Source organism: Pseudomonas sp. BN414 (genome assembly GCF_029871275.1).
In the GTDB taxonomy this organism is placed as follows: domain Bacteria; phylum Pseudomonadota; class Gammaproteobacteria; order Pseudomonadales; family Pseudomonadaceae; genus Metapseudomonas; species Metapseudomonas resinovorans_C.
This window is the reverse complement of the sequence record NZ_SSOL01000016.1, coordinates 1-20,465: the sequence shown is the minus strand read 5'-3', so window position 1 is coordinate 20,465 and position 20,465 is coordinate 1. Positions and strand designations below refer to the sequence as shown.

18 protein-coding genes and 2 pseudogenes are annotated in these 20,465 nt (G+C 64.9%); 8 read left to right on the top strand and 12 right to left on the bottom strand.

The annotated features are described in order from the left end of the window. The first annotated feature begins 28 nt into the window (after positions 1-28). Complete coding sequence (locus E8E95_RS00215) at positions 29-2,206, top strand: malate synthase G (protein ID WP_280347168.1); 2,178 nt, start codon at positions 29-31, stop codon at positions 2,204-2,206. A gap of 339 nt (positions 2,207-2,545) precedes the next feature. Next, on the top strand, positions 2,546-4,066 hold the full coding sequence (locus tag E8E95_RS00210; RefSeq protein ID WP_280347166.1) for an NCS1 family nucleobase:cation symporter-1: 1,521 nt from the start codon (positions 2,546-2,548) through the stop codon (positions 4,064-4,066). 47 nt (positions 4,067-4,113) lie between these two features. Here E8E95_RS00210 and E8E95_RS00205 read toward each other — a convergent pair whose 3' ends face one another. From E8E95_RS00205 to E8E95_RS00190, 4 genes and pseudogenes are all read right to left on the bottom strand, one after another. Then, positions 4,114-4,686, bottom strand: coding sequence for a TetR/AcrR family transcriptional regulator (locus tag E8E95_RS00205; RefSeq protein ID WP_280347164.1), 573 nt, complete (start codon positions 4,684-4,686; stop codon positions 4,114-4,116). A 62-nt stretch (positions 4,687-4,748) separates the two neighbouring features. Further along, positions 4,749-5,156, bottom strand: a complete 408-nt coding sequence (locus E8E95_RS00200; RefSeq protein WP_280347162.1) for a PaaI family thioesterase — start codon at positions 5,154-5,156, stop codon at positions 4,749-4,751. Continuing rightward, on the bottom strand, positions 5,156-5,587 hold the full coding sequence (locus tag E8E95_RS00195; protein WP_280347160.1) for a PaaI family thioesterase: 432 nt from the start codon (positions 5,585-5,587) through the stop codon (positions 5,156-5,158). The genes E8E95_RS00200 and E8E95_RS00195 overlap by 1 nt, the downstream gene beginning before the upstream one ends. Before the next feature lie 285 nt (positions 5,588-5,872). After that, positions 5,873-6,304: pseudogene (locus E8E95_RS00190) on the bottom strand (response regulator); the annotation flags it as partial. 253 nt (positions 6,305-6,557) lie between these two features. On the opposite strand from E8E95_RS00190, the gene E8E95_RS00185 reads away from it, so the two are divergent. The 4 genes from E8E95_RS00185 (at position 6,558) to E8E95_RS00170 (ending at position 10,952) form a co-directional block, all read left to right on the top strand. Further along, on the top strand, positions 6,558-8,492 hold the full coding sequence (locus E8E95_RS00185; protein ID WP_280347158.1) for a putative nucleotidyltransferase substrate binding domain-containing protein: 1,935 nt from the start codon (positions 6,558-6,560) through the stop codon (positions 8,490-8,492). Further along, on the top strand, positions 8,489-9,193 hold the full coding sequence (locus tag E8E95_RS00180; protein ID WP_280347156.1) for a 3'-5' exonuclease: 705 nt from the start codon (positions 8,489-8,491) through the stop codon (positions 9,191-9,193). The genes E8E95_RS00185 and E8E95_RS00180 overlap by 4 nt, the downstream gene beginning before the upstream one ends. An 86-nt stretch (positions 9,194-9,279) precedes the next feature. Further along, positions 9,280-10,230 carry a lyase gene (locus E8E95_RS00175; protein ID WP_280347154.1) on the top strand — a complete coding sequence of 317 codons (951 nt, stop codon included), beginning with the start codon at positions 9,280-9,282 and terminating at the stop codon, positions 10,228-10,230. 98 nt (positions 10,231-10,328) lie between these two features. Further along, positions 10,329-10,952 (top strand): glutathione S-transferase family protein, encoded by a 624-nt coding sequence (locus E8E95_RS00170; RefSeq protein WP_280347151.1) that lies wholly within the window; start codon positions 10,329-10,331, stop codon positions 10,950-10,952. A 345-nt stretch (positions 10,953-11,297) separates the two neighbouring features. On the opposite strand, the gene E8E95_RS00165 is transcribed toward E8E95_RS00170, so the two are convergent. The 6 genes from E8E95_RS00165 to E8E95_RS00140 form a co-directional block, all read right to left on the bottom strand. After that, the gene (locus E8E95_RS00165; protein ID WP_280347149.1) at positions 11,298-11,615 is read right to left on the bottom strand and encodes a hypothetical protein; all 318 of its coding nucleotides are present in this window, start codon (positions 11,613-11,615) and stop codon (positions 11,298-11,300) included. A gap of 12 nt (positions 11,616-11,627) precedes the next feature. Continuing rightward, complete coding sequence (creD, locus tag E8E95_RS00160; RefSeq protein WP_280347147.1) at positions 11,628-12,977, bottom strand: cell envelope integrity protein CreD; 1,350 nt, start codon at positions 12,975-12,977, stop codon at positions 11,628-11,630. Positions 12,978-13,201: 224 nt separating this feature from the next. Next, positions 13,202-13,636 carry a CBS domain-containing protein gene (locus E8E95_RS00155; protein ID WP_280347145.1) on the bottom strand — a complete coding sequence of 145 codons (435 nt, stop codon included), beginning with the start codon at positions 13,634-13,636 and terminating at the stop codon, positions 13,202-13,204. Between the two features lie 186 nt (positions 13,637-13,822). After that, positions 13,823-15,253, bottom strand: coding sequence for a two-component system sensor histidine kinase CreC (creC, locus tag E8E95_RS00150; protein WP_280347143.1), 1,431 nt, complete (start codon positions 15,251-15,253; stop codon positions 13,823-13,825). Continuing rightward, positions 15,253-15,939 carry a two-component system response regulator CreB gene (gene creB / locus E8E95_RS00145; RefSeq protein ID WP_280347142.1) on the bottom strand — a complete coding sequence of 229 codons (687 nt, stop codon included), beginning with the start codon at positions 15,937-15,939 and terminating at the stop codon, positions 15,253-15,255. Before creB ends, creC begins: the two co-directional genes overlap by 1 nt. A gap of 60 nt (positions 15,940-15,999) precedes the next feature. Continuing rightward, a complete protein-coding gene (locus E8E95_RS00140) occupies positions 16,000-16,512 on the bottom strand; it encodes an ATP-dependent zinc protease (RefSeq protein WP_179058025.1) in 513 nt (170 codons plus the stop codon). Positions 16,513-16,703: 191 nt separating this feature from the next. On the opposite strand from E8E95_RS00140, the gene E8E95_RS00135 reads away from it, so the two are divergent. Then, a complete protein-coding gene (locus tag E8E95_RS00135; protein ID WP_280347138.1) occupies positions 16,704-17,597 on the top strand; it encodes an acyltransferase in 894 nt (297 codons plus the stop codon). Between the two features lie 19 nt (positions 17,598-17,616). Here E8E95_RS00135 and E8E95_RS00130 read toward each other — a convergent pair whose 3' ends face one another. Beyond that, entirely contained in the window at positions 17,617-18,288 is a 672-nt protein-coding gene (locus E8E95_RS00130; protein ID WP_280347136.1) for a DUF2780 domain-containing protein, read from the bottom strand. Between the two features lie 218 nt (positions 18,289-18,506). Here E8E95_RS00130 and E8E95_RS00125 point away from each other — a divergent pair, with 218 nt between their 5' ends. Continuing rightward, positions 18,507-19,760 carry a flavohemoglobin expression-modulating QEGLA motif protein gene (locus E8E95_RS00125; protein ID WP_280347134.1) on the top strand — a complete coding sequence of 418 codons (1,254 nt, stop codon included), beginning with the start codon at positions 18,507-18,509 and terminating at the stop codon, positions 19,758-19,760. A gap of 264 nt (positions 19,761-20,024) precedes the next feature. On the opposite strand, the pseudogene E8E95_RS00120 reads toward E8E95_RS00125, so the two are convergent. Continuing rightward, positions 20,025-20,465: pseudogene (locus tag E8E95_RS00120) on the bottom strand (formaldehyde dehydrogenase, glutathione-independent); the annotation flags it as partial.

Genomic DNA, 20,465 nt, shown 5'->3' with positions numbered 1-20,465 from the left:
GCGGATATTGAGCAGAGTGAGGCAAGCAATGACTGAGCGCGTTCAAGTCGGTGGCCTTCAGGTCGCCAGAGTCCTGTTCGACTTCGTGAACAACGAAGCCATCCCCGGAACCGGCATTGCGGCCGAGAAGTTCTGGGCCGGTGTGGAAGCCGTCATCAACGACCTGGCTCCGAAGAACAAAGCCCTCCTCGCCAAACGCGATGAACTGCAGGCCAAGATCGATGCCTGGCACCAGGCACGTGCCGGCCAGGCCCACGACGCAGTGGCCTACAAAGCGTTCCTCCAGGAGATCGGCTACCTGCTGCCGGAACCGGCAGACTTCCAGGCCACTACCCAGAATGTCGACGAAGAAATCGCCACCATGGCCGGCCCGCAGCTGGTTGTGCCGGTGATGAACGCGCGCTTCGCCCTGAACGCCGCCAACGCCCGTTGGGGTTCGCTCTACGATGCCCTCTACGGCACCGACGTCATCAGCGAAGAAGGCGGCGCCGAGAAGGGCAAGGGCTACAACAAGGTCCGTGGTGACAAGGTGATCGCCTTCGCCCGCGCCTTCCTCGACGAAGCCGCGCCGCTGGAAGGCGCTTCCCACGTCGACGCCACCGCCTATGCCGTGAAGAACGGCCGCCTGGCCGTGACCCTGAAGAACGGCAGCGAAGTCGGCCTGAAAAACGCCGCCCAGTTCATCGCCTTGCAGGGCGACGCCGCCAAGCCGGCCGCCGTGCTGCTGAAGAACAACGGCCTGCATTTCGAGATCCAGATCGATCCGACCAGCCCCATCGGCCAGACCGACGCCGCCGGCGTGAAAGACGTGCTGATGGAATCCGCGCTGACCACCATCATGGACTGCGAAGACTCCGTCGCCGCCGTCGATGCCGACGACAAGGTCGTGGTCTACCGCAACTGGCTCGGCCTGATGAAGGGCGACCTGGCTGAATCCGTCAGCAAGGGCGGCCAGACCTTCACCCGCACCATGAACCCCGACCGCGTCTACACCAAGGCCGACGGTTCCGAGCTGACCCTGCACGGCCGCTCCCTGCTGTTCGTGCGCAACGTCGGTCACCTGATGACCAACCCGGCCATCCTCGATGCCGCTGGCAACGAAGTACCGGAAGGTATCCAGGACGGCCTGTTCACCGGCCTGATCGCGCTGCACAACCTGAAGGGCAACACCAGCCGCAAGAACACCCGCACCGGCTCGATGTACATCGTGAAGCCGAAGATGCACGGCCCGGAAGAAGTGGCCTTCGCCACCGAAATCTTCGGCCGCGTGGAAGACGTGCTGGGCCTGCCGCGCAACACCCTGAAGGTCGGCATCATGGACGAGGAGCGCCGCACCACCATCAACCTGAAGGCCTGCATCAAGTCTGCCGCCGAGCGCGTGGTGTTCATCAACACCGGCTTCCTCGACCGCACCGGTGACGAAATCCACACCTCCATGGAAGCCGGCGCCGTGGTGCGCAAGGGCGCCATGAAGAACGAGAAGTGGATCGGCGCCTACGAGAACAGCAACGTGGACATCGGCCTGGCTACCGGCCTGCAAGGCAAGGCGCAGATCGGCAAAGGCATGTGGGCCATGCCGGACCTGATGGCCGCCATGCTCGAGCAGAAAGTCGCCCACCCGCTGGCTGGCGCCAACACCGCTTGGGTACCGTCGCCGACCGCCGCCACCCTGCACGCGCTGCACTACCACAAGGTTGACGTGTTCGCCCGTCAGGCCGAGTTGGCCAAGCGTGCAGCGGCCTCGGTGGACGACATCCTGACCATCCCGCTGGCGCCGAACACCGACTGGACCCGCGAAGAGATCCAGAACGAACTGGACAACAATGCCCAGGGCATCCTCGGTTATGTAGTGCGCTGGATCGACCAGGGCGTCGGCTGCTCCAAGGTGCCGGACATCAACGATGTCGGCCTGATGGAAGACCGCGCCACCCTGCGTATCTCCAGCCAGCTGCTGGCCAACTGGCTGCGCCACGGCATCGTCAGCCAGGCCCAGATTGTCGAGAGCCTGGAGCGCATGGCCTCGGTGGTGGACCGTCAGAACGCCAACGACCCGCTGTACCGCCCGATGGCGCCGAACTTCGCCGACAACGTGGCCTTCCAGGCCGCGCTGGAACTGGTAGTTGAAGGCACCAAGCAGCCCAACGGCTACACCGAGCCGGTCCTGCACCGTCGTCGCCGCGAGTTCAAGGCGAAGAACGGTCTCTAAGACCTGCCCATGAAAACCGCCCTTCGGGGCGGTTTTTTATTGCCTGCAGAAAAGTCGAGCGGACGTCGACGTTACGCTTGCATACAAAACTTGTGTACAAAATCCCCATTCCCCCGAGCTCCGCCAACCCAAGCAAAACTGACTTTCAAGTCAATGAAATATAAAGACAATTTTCCGATGGGCGGGCGCAACGGGCGCCAGAACTGGGCTGGCGATGACCTCTAGTGGTGCACGGAAGGGCCAATCTCAATGCAAGGATCTGCGACGTCTCTGGATGGCACGAAACTGGCTTGCATACAAAAAACACAAAAACAGTGCACACAAGTTTACGGAGGCCCCATGGCGCCCACTCCCGTTTCCGCTGTTACCCAGCTCGATTCCCCCGCCGCCGATTCGGTCGCTCCCGGTGCGGTGACCCTGAGTCCACGCCTGTACAGCACCGACCTCGCGCCGACCCGCGCGGCAAACCGCAGTTGGGGCCGCTACAGCCTGTTCGCGCTGTGGACCAACGATGTGCACAACATTGCCAACTATTCCTTCGCCATAGGCCTCTTCGCCCTGGGCATGAGCGGCGCGCAGATCCTCGCCGCTTTCGCCCTCGGCGCGCTGGTTATCTACGGGCTGATGAACCTGTCCGGCTACATGGGCCAGAAGACCGGCCTGCCGTACCCGGTGATGTGCCGGATCAGCTTCGGCATCCACGGCGCCCAGGTGCCGGCACTGATCCGCGCGGTCATCGCCATCGCCTGGTTCGGTATCCAGACCTACCTCGCCTCGGTCGTCCTGCGCGTATTGCTGGCCGCCGTGGCGCCGGGCCTGCGCGAGTTCGACCAGGATTCGATTCTCGGCCTGTCGACGCTCGGCTGGATCACCTTCCTCGGCATCTGGTTGGTGCAGCTGGCGATCTTCGCCTATGGCATGGAGATGGTGCGCCGCTACGAATCCTTCGCCGGTCCGGTGATTCTGGTGACCTTCGCCGCCCTGGCCTACTGGATGTATCAGCGCAGCGGCTTCTCCATCACCTGGTCCACCGGTGAAGGCTTCACGGGTTCGACGATGTGGTTGAAGGTGCTGGGCGCCGCTGCACTCTGGGTATCGCTGTACGGCACCATGATCCTCAATTTCTGCGATTTCACCCGTAACTGCCCGGACCGCCGCACCATCAGCGTGGGTAATTTCTGGGGGTTGCCGGTAAACATGCTCGGCTTCGCAGTGATCGCGGTGGTACTCGCCGGCGCGCAATTCAGCATCGACGGCAAGCTGGTGCAGAGCCCGACCGAGATTGTCGCCAGCATCCCCAACACCGCAGGCCTGGTGCTGGCCTGCCTGGCCTTCCTGATCGTCACCGTGGCGGTGAACATCATGGCCAACTTCGTCGCCCCGGCCTATGTGCTCACCAACCTGGCGCCGAAGCTGCTGAACTTCCGTGGCGCCGGCCTTCTCAGCGCCACCATCGCGGTGCTCATCCTGCCCTGGCACCTGTACAACAGCCCGACGGTGATCCTGTACTTCCTCGGCGGCCTCGGCGCCCTGCTCGGCCCGCTGTACGGCATCATCGTCACCGATTACTACCTGGTGCGCCGTGGCCGGGTGAACCTGCCGGAGCTTTACAGCGAAAGCAGCGAAGCCGCCTACCACTATCGCCGTGGCATCAACCTGCGCGCGGTAGCGGCGTTCATTCCGTCGGCGCTGATCGCCATCGTGCTGGCGCTGGTGCCAGCCTTCGAGTCGCTGTCGCAGTTCTCCTGGTTCTTCGGCGCCGGCCTTGGTGCACTGATCCACTACACCATCGCCGACCGCCGCACCGAACACCTGGATGTCTCGGGTGAAGAGATCGCAGTGAACAGCGCGCACCACTGAGGTATGAGGGGCAGGCGCCGGAGCACTTGCCCCTTGTCAGTCCTGCATTACTGGTCCGGCAGCAGGCCGAGCAGCTCTTCCTCGACCAGATTCAGCGCGACCAGCGATTGCTGGGCCTTGGCGACACCCAGCGCCCCTTCCAGAGCCGCGATGATCAGCCAGGCTCGACTATGGGCCGAGACGCTGTCCAGGCCATCGGCACACAGTGACCGCTCGAAACTCCCCTGCCATGCCTGCAAGGCCCTGCGGCAACGCAGGTGGACCTGTTGCAACTCGTCATCAATGCTCAGGGTCGTGGCGAAAATCGGGCAGGACTCGGCGAAAGCCGAAGCCTCCAACCAGCCTCGCAAGGTCGCGGTAAAACGACGTAGGGCGTTGCGGGCGTGAGGCGCTCTCTCGCCGGCATGGTCGAGGTGCTGCAGCACCTCGTCGGCGACGAAATCGACGGCGGCACTGACGATCGCCGGCTTGCCTTCGGGAAAGTAGTGGTAGAGCGAGCCTTTGGGCGTCTCCGAGCGGGCGATGATGTCGCCCAGGCCCGTACCGAAATAGCCGCGGCTGGCCAGCAATGAGGCAGTGGCACGAACTACGCGGTCGGCGGCGTTGGATTTCTTCGGCAAGGCATCTCTCCATCCGGGAACGGCGCGCCGCCTGGCCGGCGCGCGCCAAGGATGCCCCAGCGTCAGGGAATATGAAACACGGCGCTGGCGCGGGCTACCGGCTGTTCACCCACGTCGATCGCCGCGCTGGCGAAGGCCACGCGTTGGCCGATCTTTTCGATGCGCGTACGCACCTCGAGTAGATCCCCCAAACGGGCAGCACCGCAGAAATCCACGCGGAGATTGACCGTTGCCATGGGCAGCGGAGGCTCCTGGGAAAAGGCCGTGGAATAGCCGAGGGCTGCATCGGCCAGGCTGCAGAGCAGCCCTCCATGGGCAGTGCCACGCTGGTTGCAGTGTTTCTGCTCGACCCGCAGGGCAATGACCATCCCCTCCTCTTCATCGCGGCGGTAGTACAGCGATCCGAGCAGATCCAGGAAGGGGCTGCTGCGAAACAGCGGTGCATAGCCTGCAGGAAGCGTGCTTTCCATCAGCGGCCACCCTCGCCGCCAACTTTGGCCACACTCGCCAGCGCCATGGCGACCAGGGTCTGCTCGCCACCCCGCAGAGCAAAGACCTCTGCCAGAGCGACCAATACCCGCCCCGAGGACTTCACCACCCGCCCTTTCGCGAGCAACCGCTCGCCCACCGCCGGCGCCAGCAGATTCAGCTTGTACTCGGAGGTCACCACATCCCCCGCCACCGAGGCCGCCGCCCAGGCACAGGCGCTGTCGGCCATGAAACCGACTACGGCGCCATGCACGAAGCCATGGTGCTGATGCATCAGCTCGGGCTTCACGTCGATCTCGAACTCGACGGCGCCGCCCCCGATCGAAGTGACCCGCGCGCCCATCACTCGCGCGAACGGGGTGACGTTTATCACGGCCTCAAGCCGTTCCTGCATGCATTGATCGTGTGCCATTGCTGGAATCCTTCTGTTGGCGGAGAGTGATCTTTCCGGCCAATTTATATAGACCGGTCTAAATACTTTGATCAGAAACCAACCAAACACAATGGGCTTCGAGGCTGAATAGGGATTGTGAATGGACGGGTAGTCAGCGCCCCGATCGCCGCGCAGGCATAAAAAAACCGCCTTTCCGTGGCGGTTTTTTCAGGCGCTTTTCAGCGCGATGACCTTCGCTTTGGCTTTCGCTTTCGCCGGCCTGGGCCGCACCTCGGGAGGTGGTGCCTTGGGTTCTGGCGGGGTGCCAATCTCGTTGCGTACCAGATTGGTGAGGCGGCTCATGTCCACCGGTTTGAGCATGAAGTCGACCACCCTCATGTGCATCGCCTCGATGGCGTCCTGCACGTCGGCGTCGCCGGAAACGATGATGACCGGGAGGGTCGCCCGTGCCGACTGGCGCACCTGACGCACCAGTTCGAGGCCACTGCCGCATTGCATGTGCAGCTCAGTGATCATCAGGCCGATGGAGGGGCGGGTAACCAGCAGCGCCAGCGCCTGTTCGCCACTGTCGGCAGTGATGCACGGAATTCCCTGGGCAACCAGGGCATCGGCCAGGGCATCGCGCCCGGACTCGTCGTCATCCACCAGCAGAACACTGGGCGGCGCGCTGGGTACGCGCATGATTTCATCAAGCGCTTGCAGCTCGGCGTCGCTCAGCAGGTCACCGTAACTCATGGGGTCGTCCTCACAGGAGCCTTCCCTAGCAGGCCCAACTCCCCTCACTACTAAGCTGTAGCACGGGGTACGCAGGTCGGATAGGCAAAATGCACGCAAGTTCCCATGCAGATTGCAGCATCCGCCGAACGGTAGTGGCCTATCGGGATTTCCGACGATCTGCGTCCCATCCCTTAGACTTACGTCCAATTTGTGTCCCCTGCCGCCACGCGCAGCATGGCTCTCCTGACAAGAAGAAACGACGGGCAGCAAGATGACCAAGGCAGACGCCTTCGCCCAGGCCGGCAAACAAGCGGTGCTGCAGAACGTCCATGGCACCATGGAGTTCCTACAGAAGTACCCGCCCTTCAATCAGATGGAAAGCGCCCACCTCGCCTTCCTCGTCGAGCATTGCCTGCTGCGCTTCTATGCGGCCGGCGAATCCATCATCAAGCCCCAGGACGGGCCGGTGGAGCACTTCTACATCGTCAAGCAGGGCCGTGTGGTGGGCGAACGCCCGCACTCGGCCAGGCGCGGCACCGAAACCACATTCGAGATCGCCAGCGGCGAATGCTTCCCGCTGGCCGCCCTGCTCGGCGAGCGCGCGACGCGCACGGAGCACCTGGCTGGCGAAGACACCTTCTGCCTGCTGCTGGGCAAAGCCGCCTTCATCAAACTGTTCGCCCTGTCCAACCCGTTCCGCGACTTCGCCCTGCGTGGCGTCAGCAGCCTGCTCGACCAGGTCAACCAGCAGGTCCAGTTGCGCGCCACGGAAACCCTTGGCGCCCAATACTCCCTGGACACCCGCCTGGGTGAACTGGCGGTGCGTCACCCCATCGCCTGCCTGCCGGAGCTGCCCCTGCGCGACGCGGTGCGGCTGATGCACGAACAACAGGTGGGCAGCATCGTGATCGTCGATGCCAGGCAGCGGCCGTTGGGCATCTTCACCCTGCGCGACCTGCGCCGGGTGATCGCCGATGCCAGCGCCGACCTGGCCCAGCCCATCGCCGAAGTCATGACCCAGGCGCCGTTCCACCTGCCACCGGAGGCCAGCGCCTTCGACGCCGCCCTGGCCATGACCGAGCGGCACATCGCCCACGTTTGCGTGGTCAGCGACAACCGCCTGCTGGGGGTGGTATCCGAGCGCGACCTTTTCTCCCTGCAACGGGTCGACCTGGTGCACCTGGCGCGGACCATCCGCCATGCCGGACGGGTCGAAACCCTGGCCGCCCTGCGTGGAGAAATCCAGCGCCTGGTGGACAACATGCTCGCCCACGGCGCCAGCTCCACCCAGATCACCCGCATCATCACCCTGCTCAACGACCACACCGTGTGCCGGGTTATCGAGCTGACCCTGGAAGAAATGGGCGACCCGGGCATTCCTTTCACCTGGCTCTGCTTCGGTAGTGAAGGCCGCTGCGAACAGACCCTGCATACCGACCAGGACAACGGCATCCTCTTCGAGGCGGCCAATGCGGTGGAGGCCGCCGCCATTCGCGGCCGGCTGCTGCCGCTTGCCGAGCGCATCAATCAATCCCTCGCACAATGCGGATTCGAGCTGTGCAAGGGCGGGATCATGGCCGGCAACCCTGAGCTCTGCCTGTCCCGCAGCGAGTGGAGTCGTCGTTTCGCCAGCTTCGTCCGCGAGGCGACGCCGGAGAACCTGCTGGGTTCCTCCATTTACTTCGACCTGCGCGCGGTCTGGGGCCCTGGCGAAGGGTGCGCCGCGCTGCAACGGGAACTGCTGGTGCTGGTGGCCGACAACAGCCTGTTCCAGCGCATGCTGGCCGACAATGCCCTGCGCCAGCGTCCGCCAGTGGGGCGATTCCGTGATTTCGTGGTCGCGCGCAAGGGTGCTGAAAAAGACACCCTCGACCTCAAGGTGCAGGGTCTCACCCCCTTCGTCGACGGCGCCCGGCTACTGGCGCTCGCCAACGGCATCAGCGCCAGCGGCACCCTGGAGCGCCTGCGTCAGCTGGTAGCCCATGAGGTGGTGGATGCGCTGGACGGCGCGGCTTACGAAGAGGCCTACCACTTCATCCAGCAGACCCGCATGCAGCAGCACCAGCAGCAGGCGCGGCAAGGCCTGCCCTACTCCAACCGGCTCGACCCGGATACCCTCAATCACCTGGACCGGCGCATCCTGCGCGAGTCCTTCCGACAGGCCCAGCGCCTGCAATCCAGCCTGGCGCTACGCTACCAGCTATGAATGGTTTCCCCTGGTTCTCCCGTCGCACGCCGCTGGCCCCGGACCTCGCAGCCCGTCGCGACGCCCTGCCCGACCCGCAGGCACTCGACGAATGCCCCCTGCGTCAGCAGCGCTTCGTGGTCCTGGACCTGGAAACCAGCGGCCTGAACATGAGTCGGGACCTGGTGCTGTCCATCGGTGCGGTGAGCATCGAGGACGGCGCCATCGATCTCGGCAACCAGTTCGAATGCACCCTGCAACGCGCGACCGGGAAGCTCAGCGCCAGCGTGCTGATTCATGGCATCGCGCCGAGCGAGCTGGCAGCCGGCGTGGAACCCGCCGAGGCCCTGCTGGGCTTCATGGAGTTCGTCGGCGACAGCCCACTGCTGGCCTTCCACGCCACCTTCGATCAGCGCATGCTGAGCCGCGCCCTCAAGCAGGACCTCGACCACAGGTTGCGCCACTGCTTCCTCGACATCGCCGAACTGGCGCCCATGCTCTGCCCGGAATCCGGCATCCGCAATGGCGGCCTGGATCAGTGGGTGGAGTATTTCGGCCTGCATGTGCAGCAGCGCCACAACGCCAGCGCCGATGCCCTGGTGACCGCCGAGATCGCCCTGATCCTCTTCAGCCGAGCCCGTCGCCAGGGACTGGAAACCCCGTCAGCATTGGCCTCGGCCGTCGCGCGCTGGCAACGTCGGCAGCACGCACCCGCCCTCTGAGACGCACCATCCGGTCGATTTCTTCGAACCCTCGCCGCTGATCCGGCGTCGACTGAAGACCACCCCCGGAAGCGGAGGTCTTCCCAATGTTCCGTCCATACGTGCTCGCCCTGTGCGCCGCGCTGTTTTGCGTAACAGCCACGGCGGCGGAGGTCACCTACTATCCGGTTCCGACGGGCACCGGCCCGCGCGATGTCGCCCCCGCCACGGATGGACGTGTGTGGTTCACCGCCCAACGCCTGGGCTCGGTCGGGCTCCTCGATCCGCTGACTGGCGAAACCCAGCTGATTACCCTGGGCGTGGGCTCCTCGCCCCGCGCCCTGGTGGTGGACCAGGACGGTGCCGCCTGGATCACCGACGCCGGCCTGGATGCGCTGGTGCGGGTCGACCCACTAGACCGCTCCGTGCGCACGTTCCCCCTCAAGGGCAGCACCACCGGCATCGGCCTCGAAGGCCTGGCGATGGATCGCAACGGCGACCTCTGGTTCACCGGCCAGCGGGGTTTCTTCGGGCGCTTCAGACCGACCAGCGACAGCCTGCAAATCTGGCCAGCGCCGGGTGGCCCCGGTCCCAACGGCATCACCGTGACGCCCAATGGCGAAGTCTGGTACGCCAATGAAACGGCCCGGCACATCGGCCGGATCGATCCCGAATCCGGGACGTCGACCCTGGTGGATGTACCGGAAGAAAGTGCCGGCCCACGTCTGATATGGAGTGACTCGCGCGGTACGCTCTGGGTCGGCGAGGCCGGCAGGGGTCGCCTGAGTCGCTTCGATCCACTGGGAGAGACCTGGAGCAGCTGGGACATTCCGGGCAACAACGCCGACGCCCATGCGCTCTACGTCGATGAGCAGGAGCGGGTATGGCTGAGCGACTATCGCGCCAATGCGATCCTGCGCTTCAACCCGTTCAGCCGTATCTTCGCCAGCTTCCCCAGCGACCGCCCCGCCGCCCGCGTGACCCACCTCTCCGGCCGCACCGGCGAAGTCTGGGGTGCCGAGTCGGCCCAGGATCGCCTGGTGATGATCCGGTACTGATCAGCGGACACCGTGCGACAACACGGCCTCGCATGCCCGGCGGCAATCCAATGCGGTATAACTGCGCCATTGACCGCTGCAGACGCCGAGGAATCCGCATGAGCGCCAGCCAGACCCTGTTCTTCTCCCCCACGTCCCCCTACGTCCGCAAAGTCATGGTGTTGCTCCACGAAACCGGTCAGCTGGATACGGTGACGCTGCATGGCGTGACGCTCACGCCGGTCAACCCCAGCGCTGATCTGAACGAGCACAACCCAGCCGGCAAGATTCCCGCCCTGCAGTTGGCCGACGGCAGCGTGCTGCACGACAGCCGCGTGATCCTCGACTACTTCGATCACCAGCACGCTGGTCAGCCGCTGATCCCACGTGATGGACCCGAGCGCTGGCGACGCCTGACCCTGGCCTCCCTTGCGGACGCGGTAACGGATGCGGCCATCCTGGTGCGTTACGAAACCTTCCTGCGCCCCGAGGACAAGCGTTGGGACGACTGGGTGCTGGGCCAGTGCAGCAAGATCGACCGCGCCCTGGAAAGCTTCGAGAAATCCGCTGGCGAACTGGATGAGCGCTTCGACGTCGCCGCCATCAGCGCCGCCTGTGCCCTGGGCTACCTGGACTTCCGCATGCCCGACCTCAACTGGCGCCGCGACTGCCCGAAGCTGGCCGCCTGGTACGCCACGACCAGCCAGCGCCCCTCCCTCAAAGCCACCGCCCCGGCACCCTGACGTCCTGCGTTCCGTAGGTTGGCGCTGAGCGCAGCGAAGCCCAAATACTCGGCCTGACGCACACGCGTTGGGCTTCGTCGAACTCAGCCCAACCTCCAAGCCGCGTAGGGTGGATGGCGTTTTTTCCATCCACCACCACGAGCGCAATCACGGGTCCGCTGGTGGAAGTGAAGAGCGACTTCCACCCTACGAAGGCTTACCTTCCACCTCCGAACTATGGCGGTCGTCGCGGATGCCATTCAGGTAGACGTTGCTGGCGTCGAAACCACGGAGGGGGAAACAACCTCGCGATCTTCGCGGCCAGTTCAGCTCCCCTCGCCTGGTCCTCACGCAACCCCAACCAGCTCATTGCTCACCTCCGGCGCGGCGGTACCAGAGGCGGAAGAAACCCGCCGCCAGCAACAGCGCACCCTGGCCCAGGGCCGCGCAGAGTTCGAGGAAGGACCGCAGCGCAGGATTGCGGGCGGCATCCACCACGCCGGTCAGCCCTTGCCAGAAACCACCGGGGAACAACCACAGCGCCAGTCCTGCCAGGGGTTTCCCCGTGAACAGCCAGAGATCGATGAAACCGAAGGCGCCGGCGAACATCAGGCCACCGAGCAGCAGGATCGAAATCACCAGGCTAAGCAGGAAACAGCCGCCGAACTGCACCAGTGCACGCATGGTCGTTCCTCCTCAGTTGCCGCTGGCCGGCTGGGCACGGCCGACGCCGTACCAGTCGAGCTTGCGGGTCAGCACCATCACACAGGCAAGCAGGCCGAACACCAGCAGCGAGCCCATCAGCAGGGCGTAGTCCTCGGCGCTCAGCAGGCCGTAGAGCATCCCGTAGAGTGCCGCGAGTCCCAGGGTGAAACCGCCACCCCGCAGCCAGCTGTGCAGCACATGGCTGACGTAAAACCCCACCAGCGCCACACAGGCGGACGCCGAGATGACATAGGCGACGCCGAACTCCAGGTGCTCGGACAGCGACAGCAGCAACAGGTAGAAGAACGCCAGGGCCAGACCCACCAGCCCGTATTGCACCGGGTGCACCGCCAGACGCTTGAGCACTTCCACCAGGAAGAAACCGGCGAAGGTCAGGGCGACGAACAGCAAGGCGTATTTGATGGCGCGGTCGGTCTTCAGGTACTGGTCCACCGGATCGACGAAACTCACGCCGAAGTCCCGCGAGTAGAACGCGTCGCACTGCTCCCCACCGGTGCACTGGGCCAGCGCTTCCTGCAGGTTCGTGGCGAAGAAACTGGTCTGCCAGGTCGCGCTGAAACCCTTGGCATCGATGCTGCGCTCGCTGGGCAGGAACTCGCCGATGAAGCTCGGATGCGGCCAGGTCGAACTCAATTCCACCCGCGAATCGCGGCCCACAGGCGTCACGCTGAGGCTGGATGTGCCCTGCAACTTGAGGTCGAAGGCGAAGTCGAGGCTCTGCACGACCCCGGCCTGCAGCGACGCCAACGGCACATGCACACCCCCTTTCAACAAGCGGTCGCCGCTGCCGGGTTGGAAGTCCAGGGACTGGCCGTTCAAGCGCAGTTTCAGCGCATTGCCGATGCCGCGGATATCACTGATCCCGACCGACAGGAATGGCTGTTCGAAGCGGTAGTCCGCGAGGTCTTCGTCGATGCCGTAGTTGGCCGGAACGAGGATCTGCCCGCTGATGTTGCTGTCGCTCTTGTACAGCCGCGCCTTGTAGATGCCCCGCGCACGCAGCTCGGTGTCGACGCTGCCGGTCAGGTTGAAGCGCTCCGGGAGGAAGTACAGCCGGCTGCTCACCTCGCGTTCTTCCAGACGGCGCTGGCCGGTCTGCTCGTAGGTCTTCCACTCGCGCATCGTGCGCTTGTAGGGCACCACCAGGATCGGCCCGGTAATCCGCTGGCTGTAGCTGGAACTCTGGGCAATGTTGGCCAGCACGCCATCACGCGCGGTCTGGCGCTCACCGATCAGGCCGTCGATCAGCATCAGCGGGATCATCAACAACAGCATCAACAGGGCAATGGTGCCCAGCTTGAATCCGAGGGTTCGGGTCATGGCGACTCTCCTTGTGTCGGGATGAGGAGAGTCTGGGGAGCGTACGAGGTGGGCTTATGGGGAGTGTGTGGAGACTGTGTGGGGATTGAGTGGTGGTCGCTTTTCCTGTGGGGGCGAATTCATTCGCCAAGCAGGACGCAGTCCTGCCATCGATCTTGCAGGGGGCAGCTGCGCTGCCCTTAGCGAATGAATTCGCCCCCACAAGGTTTCTGTCACCCGGAGCGTCACGCCCCGCGGATGTACTGCTCCAGATGCTGGATCAGGCTTTCCTGTTCGGCGGTGATGTCGCGGACCAGGTCGCGGATGGAGAGCAGGCCCACCAGCTTGCCGTCCTGCAGTACCGGCAGGTGGCGCAGGTTCTTTTCGGTCATCAGCTGCATGCAGTACTGGTTGCTGTCGCGCGGGGTCACCACGAAGAGGTTGGAGGTCATCACTTCTTCGATGGTGGTGGCGTAGGCCGAACGCTCCAGTGCAGCGACGCGACGCACGAAGTCGCGCTCGGTGACGATGCCCACCAGTTCGCCACCCTGGATCACCACCAGCGCGCCGATGTCCTTTTCGGCCATCAGCAGGGCGGCTTCAAGTACGGTCGTGGTCGGCTCGACGTTGAAGATGTGGGTATGGGGCTTGGCTCTGAGTATCTCGGCGACGGTTTTCATCCGGCAGCTCCTGAAGGGCCTGTGGTTCTTGTAGTCGAAGCTCGGTGCTGTGCAAGACGACCGAATCAAGAATCAAGCCAAAACCTGGTTACAGGGTGGCGACACCCGCCGAAAGTCAGGGCGTTGTCCTGGTCAATTTATAGTCGATGCAGGATGCGGCCGACGTCGCCGGGCGGCAGTCGCATATCAATCCGCGACGACAGGTAGTCGCAAGCAGGCTTCGACGCCGCCTTCGGCATTCGCCACGCAAAGGTCGCCGCCATGGAGCCCCGCCACTTCCTGCACGAAATTGAGGCCGAGTCCGGTGCTCTTGCGCCCCGTTGCAGGGCGCGGCAGGGAGTAGAAGCGCTCGGTGAGGCGCGAGAGTGCGAACTCGGGGATGGGTTCGCCCTGGTTGAACACGCGCAGTTCGAGCCAGTCGCCCTGTTGCGCCGCATCCAGCCGGAGAAGGCCGCCGGGCGAGGTGAAATCCAGGGCGTTATCCAAGAGGTTCGCGAGCGCCTGACTGAGCAGGAAGCGCTCGCCGGTCGCGCACAGTCCTGGTGCGATTCGGTTCTCCACCTTCAGGCCCGCCGTTTCGATTCGCGCCGCCTGGGCGTGCAGCAGCTCTTCGGCCAGTTCGCGAAGTGGCACCCGCACCCGCTCCTCCAACCCCTGCCGCTGCTCCACCTGGGCCAGGTTGAGCAGGCGCTCGACCAGTTGCTGAAGGCGCGCGCCCTCATTGCCGATGTTGGCCACGAAGCGCTGCCGCTGCTCGGCCGGCATCTCGCCCTCCAGCAATTCGGCGGCGCCACGGATGGCCGCCAACGGGCTCTTCAGCTCGTGGGTCAGGGTGTGCACGTAGCGCTCGACGTAGGCCTTGCCTTCCAGCTGGGTACGCATGCGCTCCACCGCAGTCGCCAGTTGGCGCAGCTCGCCGCCGCTCATGGCCGGCAGCTCCGCGCGCGCGCCCTCGCTCACCGCCTGGGCATAGCTGCGCAGGCGCCGCAGCGAGCGGCTCAGCCACCAGGAAAGCAGCCCGCCCACCAGCAGTCCGAGGCCGATCAACCCCGCTCCAAGCCAGGCCAGCCGCCGTTGCGAGCGCTCGATGTAGGGCTGCAGCGAAGCGTTGGGTTTGGAAACAGAAACGACGCCAATGATCCGCTCGCCGTCGCGTATCGGTGCGGCGACGTACATCACCGAGGAATCCGGGTCATTCGGGTCCTCCCGGCTGGAACGGGCGCCGTACTGGCCGCGCAGGGTCAGGTAGACGTCGTTCCAGCGCGAATAATCCTGCCCCACCGCCGCGCCGCTGGAATCCAGCAGCACCACGCCATGCGCGTCGGTGACATAGATGCGATGGTTCACCTGCGTCTTGCGTACGCCCCAGATATCCGCCCCTGGCTGACGCTGGCCGTAGGCGCGCAGTAGCTCGGGCAGGCGGCCCTGGTCGAGGGTGCCGGAGCGCACGTCGTCGCGAAGTATTTCCGCCAGCAGGTTGGCGGTGTCCACCAGGGTTTCTTCGGTGGTCTGGCGCACGCCGGGGCGGATTTCATCCATCACCGTGCTGAGCACGAACCAACCGGCCAGCCCGACGAAGAGGAAATAGGCCAGGAAGATGCGAATGCCCAATGGCATCAGGCGTGGTCCGGCGAGTAGCTGTAGCCCAGGCCGCGATGGGTCTGGATAGGTTCCGCATTGGGCGCCACCTGGCGCAGCTTGGCGCGCAGGCTCTTGATGTGGCTGTCGATGTTGCGCTCGTAGCCGGCGTCGGCGGCGACGCCCAGGGCATCCAGCAACTGCTCGCGACTGAACACCCGCTCGGGCTGCGCCAGCAGGGTCTGGAGCAGGCGGAATTCATGGCGGGTCAGCCCCAGGAGCTGGCCGTGGTAGTGGATGCGCACCCGTTCGCCGTCCACCTGGAATGGCCCGCCGGCAGTGCTCGCCGGGGTCGCTTCACGGGGGGCCGTGCGCTTGAGGATGGCGCGCACGCGCGCCGCAACTTCGCGGGGGCTGAAGGGTTTCACCACGTAGTCGTCAGCGCCGATCTCCAGGCCGACCACGCGGTCGATCTCGGCGTTGCGCGCGGTGAGGAACAGCACCGGCACTTCGGAGAAACGCCGCAATGCCTTGCACAGCTCGAAGCCACTGGTGTCCGGCAGGCCCACGTCGAGGATCACCAGGTCCACCGGTTGCTGGCGCAGCAGCTCCAGCGCCGGACCGCCGAGGCTCAGCCAGGTGGTGACGTTGCCGTCGGCCTCGAGGGCATAGACCAGTGTGTCGGCGATCGACGATTCATCTTCGACGATGAGGATGTGCGGCATGGGCGTCCCGGCTCATGGAGGTGACAGGGGAAAGTGCCGCACGGCCCTCTCCCCCGTCAATCAGCACTGCGGCTTGCCGGCGGTGAACTTGCGTCCGGCGTAGACGGCGGCCTTGAACTCGCGCAGGGCCTTGGCGCCGATCAGCAGCGGGTAGTTGAAGCTGGAACGGTCGGTGAGGTTGACCTCCACCGTGCGCTTGACGCCACCCAGGCACATTTCCATGTCCACCACTGGCCGCTTGGAAATTTCCGCCGAGGGCGCCTCGTCTTCCTCACCCAGTTCGTCGGCGCGGTTCTTGATCTTGCTGATGCGCGACAGGCGATGTTCGAACACCGTGTCATCGGCGCCCTTGGTGGCAAGGCGGAAACGCACCCATTCCTCGCCATCGCGCTTGAAGCGTTCGATGTCCTTGGCTGACAGGGATGCGGTGAGAGCACCGGTGTCCATCTTCGCCTTCATGGTCTGGCCGATCTCGGGCAGGCGCACGTATTCGTAGCGGCCATACAGGGTGGGTTCCTCGGCAGCGACAGCAGGCAGGGCCGCCAGGGCAAGCAGGGCAATCAGGGGTTTCAACGCAGCATCTCCTGGTTGAGGGGGTACCGTTCTGGGACTGGCACGACGGCCAATGGTTCGTCACGGCGGGTTCAGCGAGTGCCCGCAGCATACTCGCCCCCTTGCGGGTAGCAAGGCTCCCGACCGCTCGTCGCGTCGGCAGCGACTGGGTATCATGGCGCGCACACCAGAGGACGAGGAGCCGAGGACCCATGCGGCCGTTGCTGACCGGAATCGCCACCACCCTGCTGCTGTTGCTCAACACCCTGATCCTGATCGGCCCGATGCTGGCCGTTGCCCTGCTCAAGCTCATCCTGCCCGGCCAGGCCCTGCGCGACGCCTGCTCCCGGGGCGTGATGTGGATCGCCGAAGCCTGGGCAGAAAACTGCAAGCGCGTGTTCGCCGCGTTCACCCCGACCCGCTGGGACATCCGGGGCGGCGAAGGTTTGCGCAACGACACCTCTTACCTGGTCATCAGCAACCATCAGTCCTGGGTGGATATCCCCGCCCTGGTCCAGGCCTTCAACCGCAAGGCGCCGTACTTCAAGTTCTTCCTGAAGAAGGAGCTGATCTGGGTGCCCTTACTCGGCCTGGCCTTCTGGGCCCTGGACTACCCCTTCATGAAGCGCTACAGCAAGGCCTTCCTGGACAAGCACCCGGAGATGAAGGGCAAGGACCTGGAAATCACCAAAGCCGCCTGCGAGAAGTTCAAGCGCATGCCGGTGACGGTGGTGAACTACCTCGAAGGCACCCGTTTCACCCCGGTGAAACACGCCAAACAGGGCTCCCCCTACCAGCACCTGCTCAAGCCCAAGGCTGGCGGCGTCGCCTTCGTCCTGGCGGCGCTCGGCGAGCAGCTGGACGCGATTCTCGACGTCACCCTGGTCTATCCCGGTGAGGGCGTACCGGGTTTCTGGGCATTGCTGTCCGGGCGGGTGCCGAAGGTAATCGTGGACATCCGGACGCGACCGCTGGACCCCGCCTTGTGGCAGGGCGATTACGAGAACGACGGGAAATTCCGCCAGTACGTGCAGACCTGGGTCAGCCAGCTCTGGCAGGAGAAGGATGCGCGCATCAACCAGTTGCGCGGAGAGGAGGCCCGCTGAGCGGGCCTCGAACGAGGTGTCAGGTCGACAGGCCGTTCACCGGAGCCGGATTTACCGGCAACTGTTGTACGGGAGTCTGCTGAATGGGCGCCTGCTGCAAGCCCGGCGTCACCGGCGGAACGGTCCATTTCCAGAGATTGCCCAGGCTTTGCAGCAGGTTGTTGGCCAGTCCCTGCTGACCGAGGAAGGACAGGATCAGCGGGGCGAACTGGCCGATCAGGCCGCTATCCATCCCCAGCGAACCGAAGGCCTGGCCCACGTCCGCCATGTTGTTCATCTGTTGCCCGGCGAGCACGCCCGGCTGACCGCCCAGGGCACTGCCCGACTGCTGGCCGAGCAGGCCGCCGATGCTGCTGAGCAGGCCCTGGGTATTGGGATCGGTGAGTATGCCCACGCCCGGCACCGCCTGGTCCAGCTGGGCGAACTGGTCGGCCGGCAGGTTGTTGCGCGCCACGCCGAACAACGCAGTAAGGCCGCCAATGGCTTGCTCCGGGGTGATGTTCAACTGGCTACCCAATTGCCCCAGCAAGGCCGCCGACTCCGCCGGTGCGATACCCGGCGCGCTGTCCTCCTGACTGCCCGTTCCACTGGTTGCAGCGGCGGAAATGACATCGCCCAGGGTGACGGCGAATACCGGGCTGGCCGCCAGGCTCAGCAGGGCTGCCAGGGTCAGGCTTCGGGAAATGTGCATAGGTCGACCTCGAAGATGATCCACGCCGGAACACTGCGTACCGGCCGGTGAGCGCAAACTCGAACCTATGACTGCGGGACGGTGCCAGCGTTCCCGACACGCTGACAGTTGGTCGACAAATCCTGTGGGGGCGAATTCATTCGCTGCTTTTTCCCGAAGGCGCTCTCCGTGCAAACGTTGAACTAGCCTTCAAAGACCACCCTCCCCGGTCAGCCTTCATGAGCGACACCCGCATTGCCGAACTGGACGCCGCCCTCCCCGGCCTCGCCCGCAAGATCCGTGTACTGGAAGCCATCGCCTGGCCAGACGGCATCGAAGAGCGTTTTCTCGACGACTGGCGCGCCGGCCGACCCAGGCTCCCGGATGTGGCCCTGAAACCCCGGGATCACAGCACCGAAATCGAAGCCCTGGAAACCCTCGCAGGCCGTTGCGACAAGGGCCACCCGGCCGGCGCCTTCCTCGCCGCCACCGCACGCAGCTACGCCTGCGCCGGGCAGATGCTCGGCGCCATCGGTACACCGGCCTTCAGCGACTTCTCCGCCCGTCTCTACCAGCGTCCCGATCACTACTACGAACGGCAGAAAATGACGCCCCTGGATGCGGCGCGTTTCTTCCTCGATACCACCGACGCGCTGCTGGACAGCCGCTGCATTCCCGCCACCGATGCCTGCATCCCCGCCGAGGATTTCGCCGCCTGGATGCGCACCGAAGTGGACGCCTTCTTCGGTCCAGACCAGGTTCGCGTCGTGGTGGACCCGGACCTCGCCTCCAAAGCCATTGCCGGCGCCACGCGCATCCGCCTGCGGGCTTCGGCACGCTTTTCCGAACTGGACAAGTCCCAACTGCTGCAACACGAGGCGTTCGTCCATGCCGGCACCGCACTGAACGGCCGGGCGCAGAAACGCCTGACCAGCCTGGGCCTTGGCGCACCGCGCACCACCCTGACCCAGGAAGGCATCGCCATGCTCGCCGAACTGGTCACCGGCAGTATCGACATCCAGCGCCTGCGCCGCATCGCCCTGCGGGTGGTGGCGGTGCAGCAGGCACTCGACGGTGCCGACTTCATCGAGGTGTTCAAGGGCTTCCTGGAGGCCGGGCAGTCAGAGGAGGAGTCGTTCCGCTCCACCCAGCGCGTGTTCCGGGGGGCCGATGTGCGTGGTGGCGGTGCCTTCACCAAGGACGCCTGCTACGTGATCGGCATGCTCGGCGTGCACACCCTGTTGCGGGTGGCGGTGCGAGACAACCGCCCGGAATTGCTGCGCCAGCTGTTCGCCGGGCGGATGACCGCAGGCGACGTGGTGCGCCTGGCGCCGCTGTTCGAATCCGGCTGGCTGGAGCAGCCGCGCTACGTTCCGCCCTGGGCCGCCGACCTGCGCCGCCTGGCCGCCACCCTGGCCTTCTCCGCCTTCGTCGGGCGGATCAACCTGGAGCTGGTCGGCCTCGAGCGCTTTGTCGAACTGGAAGAAGAATGATGCCCTGTAGGATGGGTATCGCAAGCTCCACCCATCCAACGAACTGCTGTTGCTCTTTGTGGGGGCGAATTCATTCGCTAAGGGCTGCGAAGCGGCCCCATTGGCCCCAAAGGGCAGACCTGCGGTCTGCTTAGCGAATGAATTCGCCCCCACAAGGGAGAGTTCCGCACCGACTCCGCGCGCACAAAAAAAGGGGCCCCGAAGGGCCCCTTGAGGGACAGACGCCATGGCTGTCACATCACGGCGTCGGGGTCTTGCAGTCGATCAGGCCGCGCTGAAGGTCTTGTGCGGGTCGATGACGAATTTCTTCGGTACGCCAGCATCGAACTCGCCGTAGCCGCGCGGGGCGTCGTCCAGGCTGATGACCTGCACGCCCACCACTTCGGCGATGTTGATGCGGTCCCACATAATCGCTTGCATGAGCGCGCGGTTGTACTTCATCACCGGGGTCTGGCCGGTGTGGAAGCTGTGGGATTTCGCCCAGCCGAGGCCGAAGCGAATGCTCAGGGCGCCGATCTTGGCGGCGGCATCCACCGCACCCGGGTCTTCGGTCACGTAGAGGCCGGGGATACCGATCTTGCCGGCCACGCGGGTGACCTGCATCAGCGAGTTGAGCACGGTAGCCGGGGCTTCGTGCTTGGCGCCTTCATGGCCGTGGCCGCGAGCTTCAAAGCCCACCGCATCCACTGCGCAATCCACTTCCGG

Excerpts from the sequence above, each read along its gene's own strand:
- E8E95_RS00215 (WP_280347168.1), top strand. The coding sequence starts at position 29 with ATGACTGAGCGCGTTCAAGTCGGTGGCCTTCAGGTCGCCAGAGTCCTG.
- E8E95_RS00210 (WP_280347166.1), top strand. The coding sequence starts at position 2,546 with ATGGCGCCCACTCCCGTTTCCGCTGTTACCCAGCTCGATTCCCCCGCC.
- E8E95_RS00200 (WP_280347162.1), bottom strand. The coding sequence starts at position 5,156 with ATGGAAAGCACGCTTCCTGCAGGCTATGCACCGCTGTTTCGCAGCAGC.
- E8E95_RS00195 (WP_280347160.1), bottom strand. The coding sequence starts at position 5,587 with ATGGCACACGATCAATGCATGCAGGAACGGCTTGAGGCCGTGATAAAC.
- E8E95_RS00185 (WP_280347158.1), top strand. The coding sequence starts at position 6,558 with ATGACCAAGGCAGACGCCTTCGCCCAGGCCGGCAAACAAGCGGTGCTG.
- E8E95_RS00180 (WP_280347156.1), top strand. The coding sequence starts at position 8,489 with ATGAATGGTTTCCCCTGGTTCTCCCGTCGCACGCCGCTGGCCCCGGAC.
- E8E95_RS00175 (WP_280347154.1), top strand. The coding sequence starts at position 9,280 with ATGTTCCGTCCATACGTGCTCGCCCTGTGCGCCGCGCTGTTTTGCGTA.
- E8E95_RS00170 (WP_280347151.1), top strand. The coding sequence starts at position 10,329 with ATGAGCGCCAGCCAGACCCTGTTCTTCTCCCCCACGTCCCCCTACGTC.
- E8E95_RS00165 (WP_280347149.1), bottom strand. The coding sequence starts at position 11,615 with ATGCGTGCACTGGTGCAGTTCGGCGGCTGTTTCCTGCTTAGCCTGGTG.
- creD (WP_280347147.1), bottom strand. The coding sequence starts at position 12,977 with ATGACCCGAACCCTCGGATTCAAGCTGGGCACCATTGCCCTGTTGATG.
- E8E95_RS00155 (WP_280347145.1), bottom strand. The coding sequence starts at position 13,636 with ATGAAAACCGTCGCCGAGATACTCAGAGCCAAGCCCCATACCCACATC.
- creC (WP_280347143.1), bottom strand. The coding sequence starts at position 15,253 with ATGCCATTGGGCATTCGCATCTTCCTGGCCTATTTCCTCTTCGTCGGG.
- creB (WP_280347142.1), bottom strand. The coding sequence starts at position 15,939 with ATGCCGCACATCCTCATCGTCGAAGATGAATCGTCGATCGCCGACACA.
- E8E95_RS00135 (WP_280347138.1), top strand. The coding sequence starts at position 16,704 with ATGCGGCCGTTGCTGACCGGAATCGCCACCACCCTGCTGCTGTTGCTC.
- E8E95_RS00130 (WP_280347136.1), bottom strand. The coding sequence starts at position 18,288 with ATGCACATTTCCCGAAGCCTGACCCTGGCAGCCCTGCTGAGCCTGGCG.
- E8E95_RS00125 (WP_280347134.1), top strand. The coding sequence starts at position 18,507 with ATGAGCGACACCCGCATTGCCGAACTGGACGCCGCCCTCCCCGGCCTC.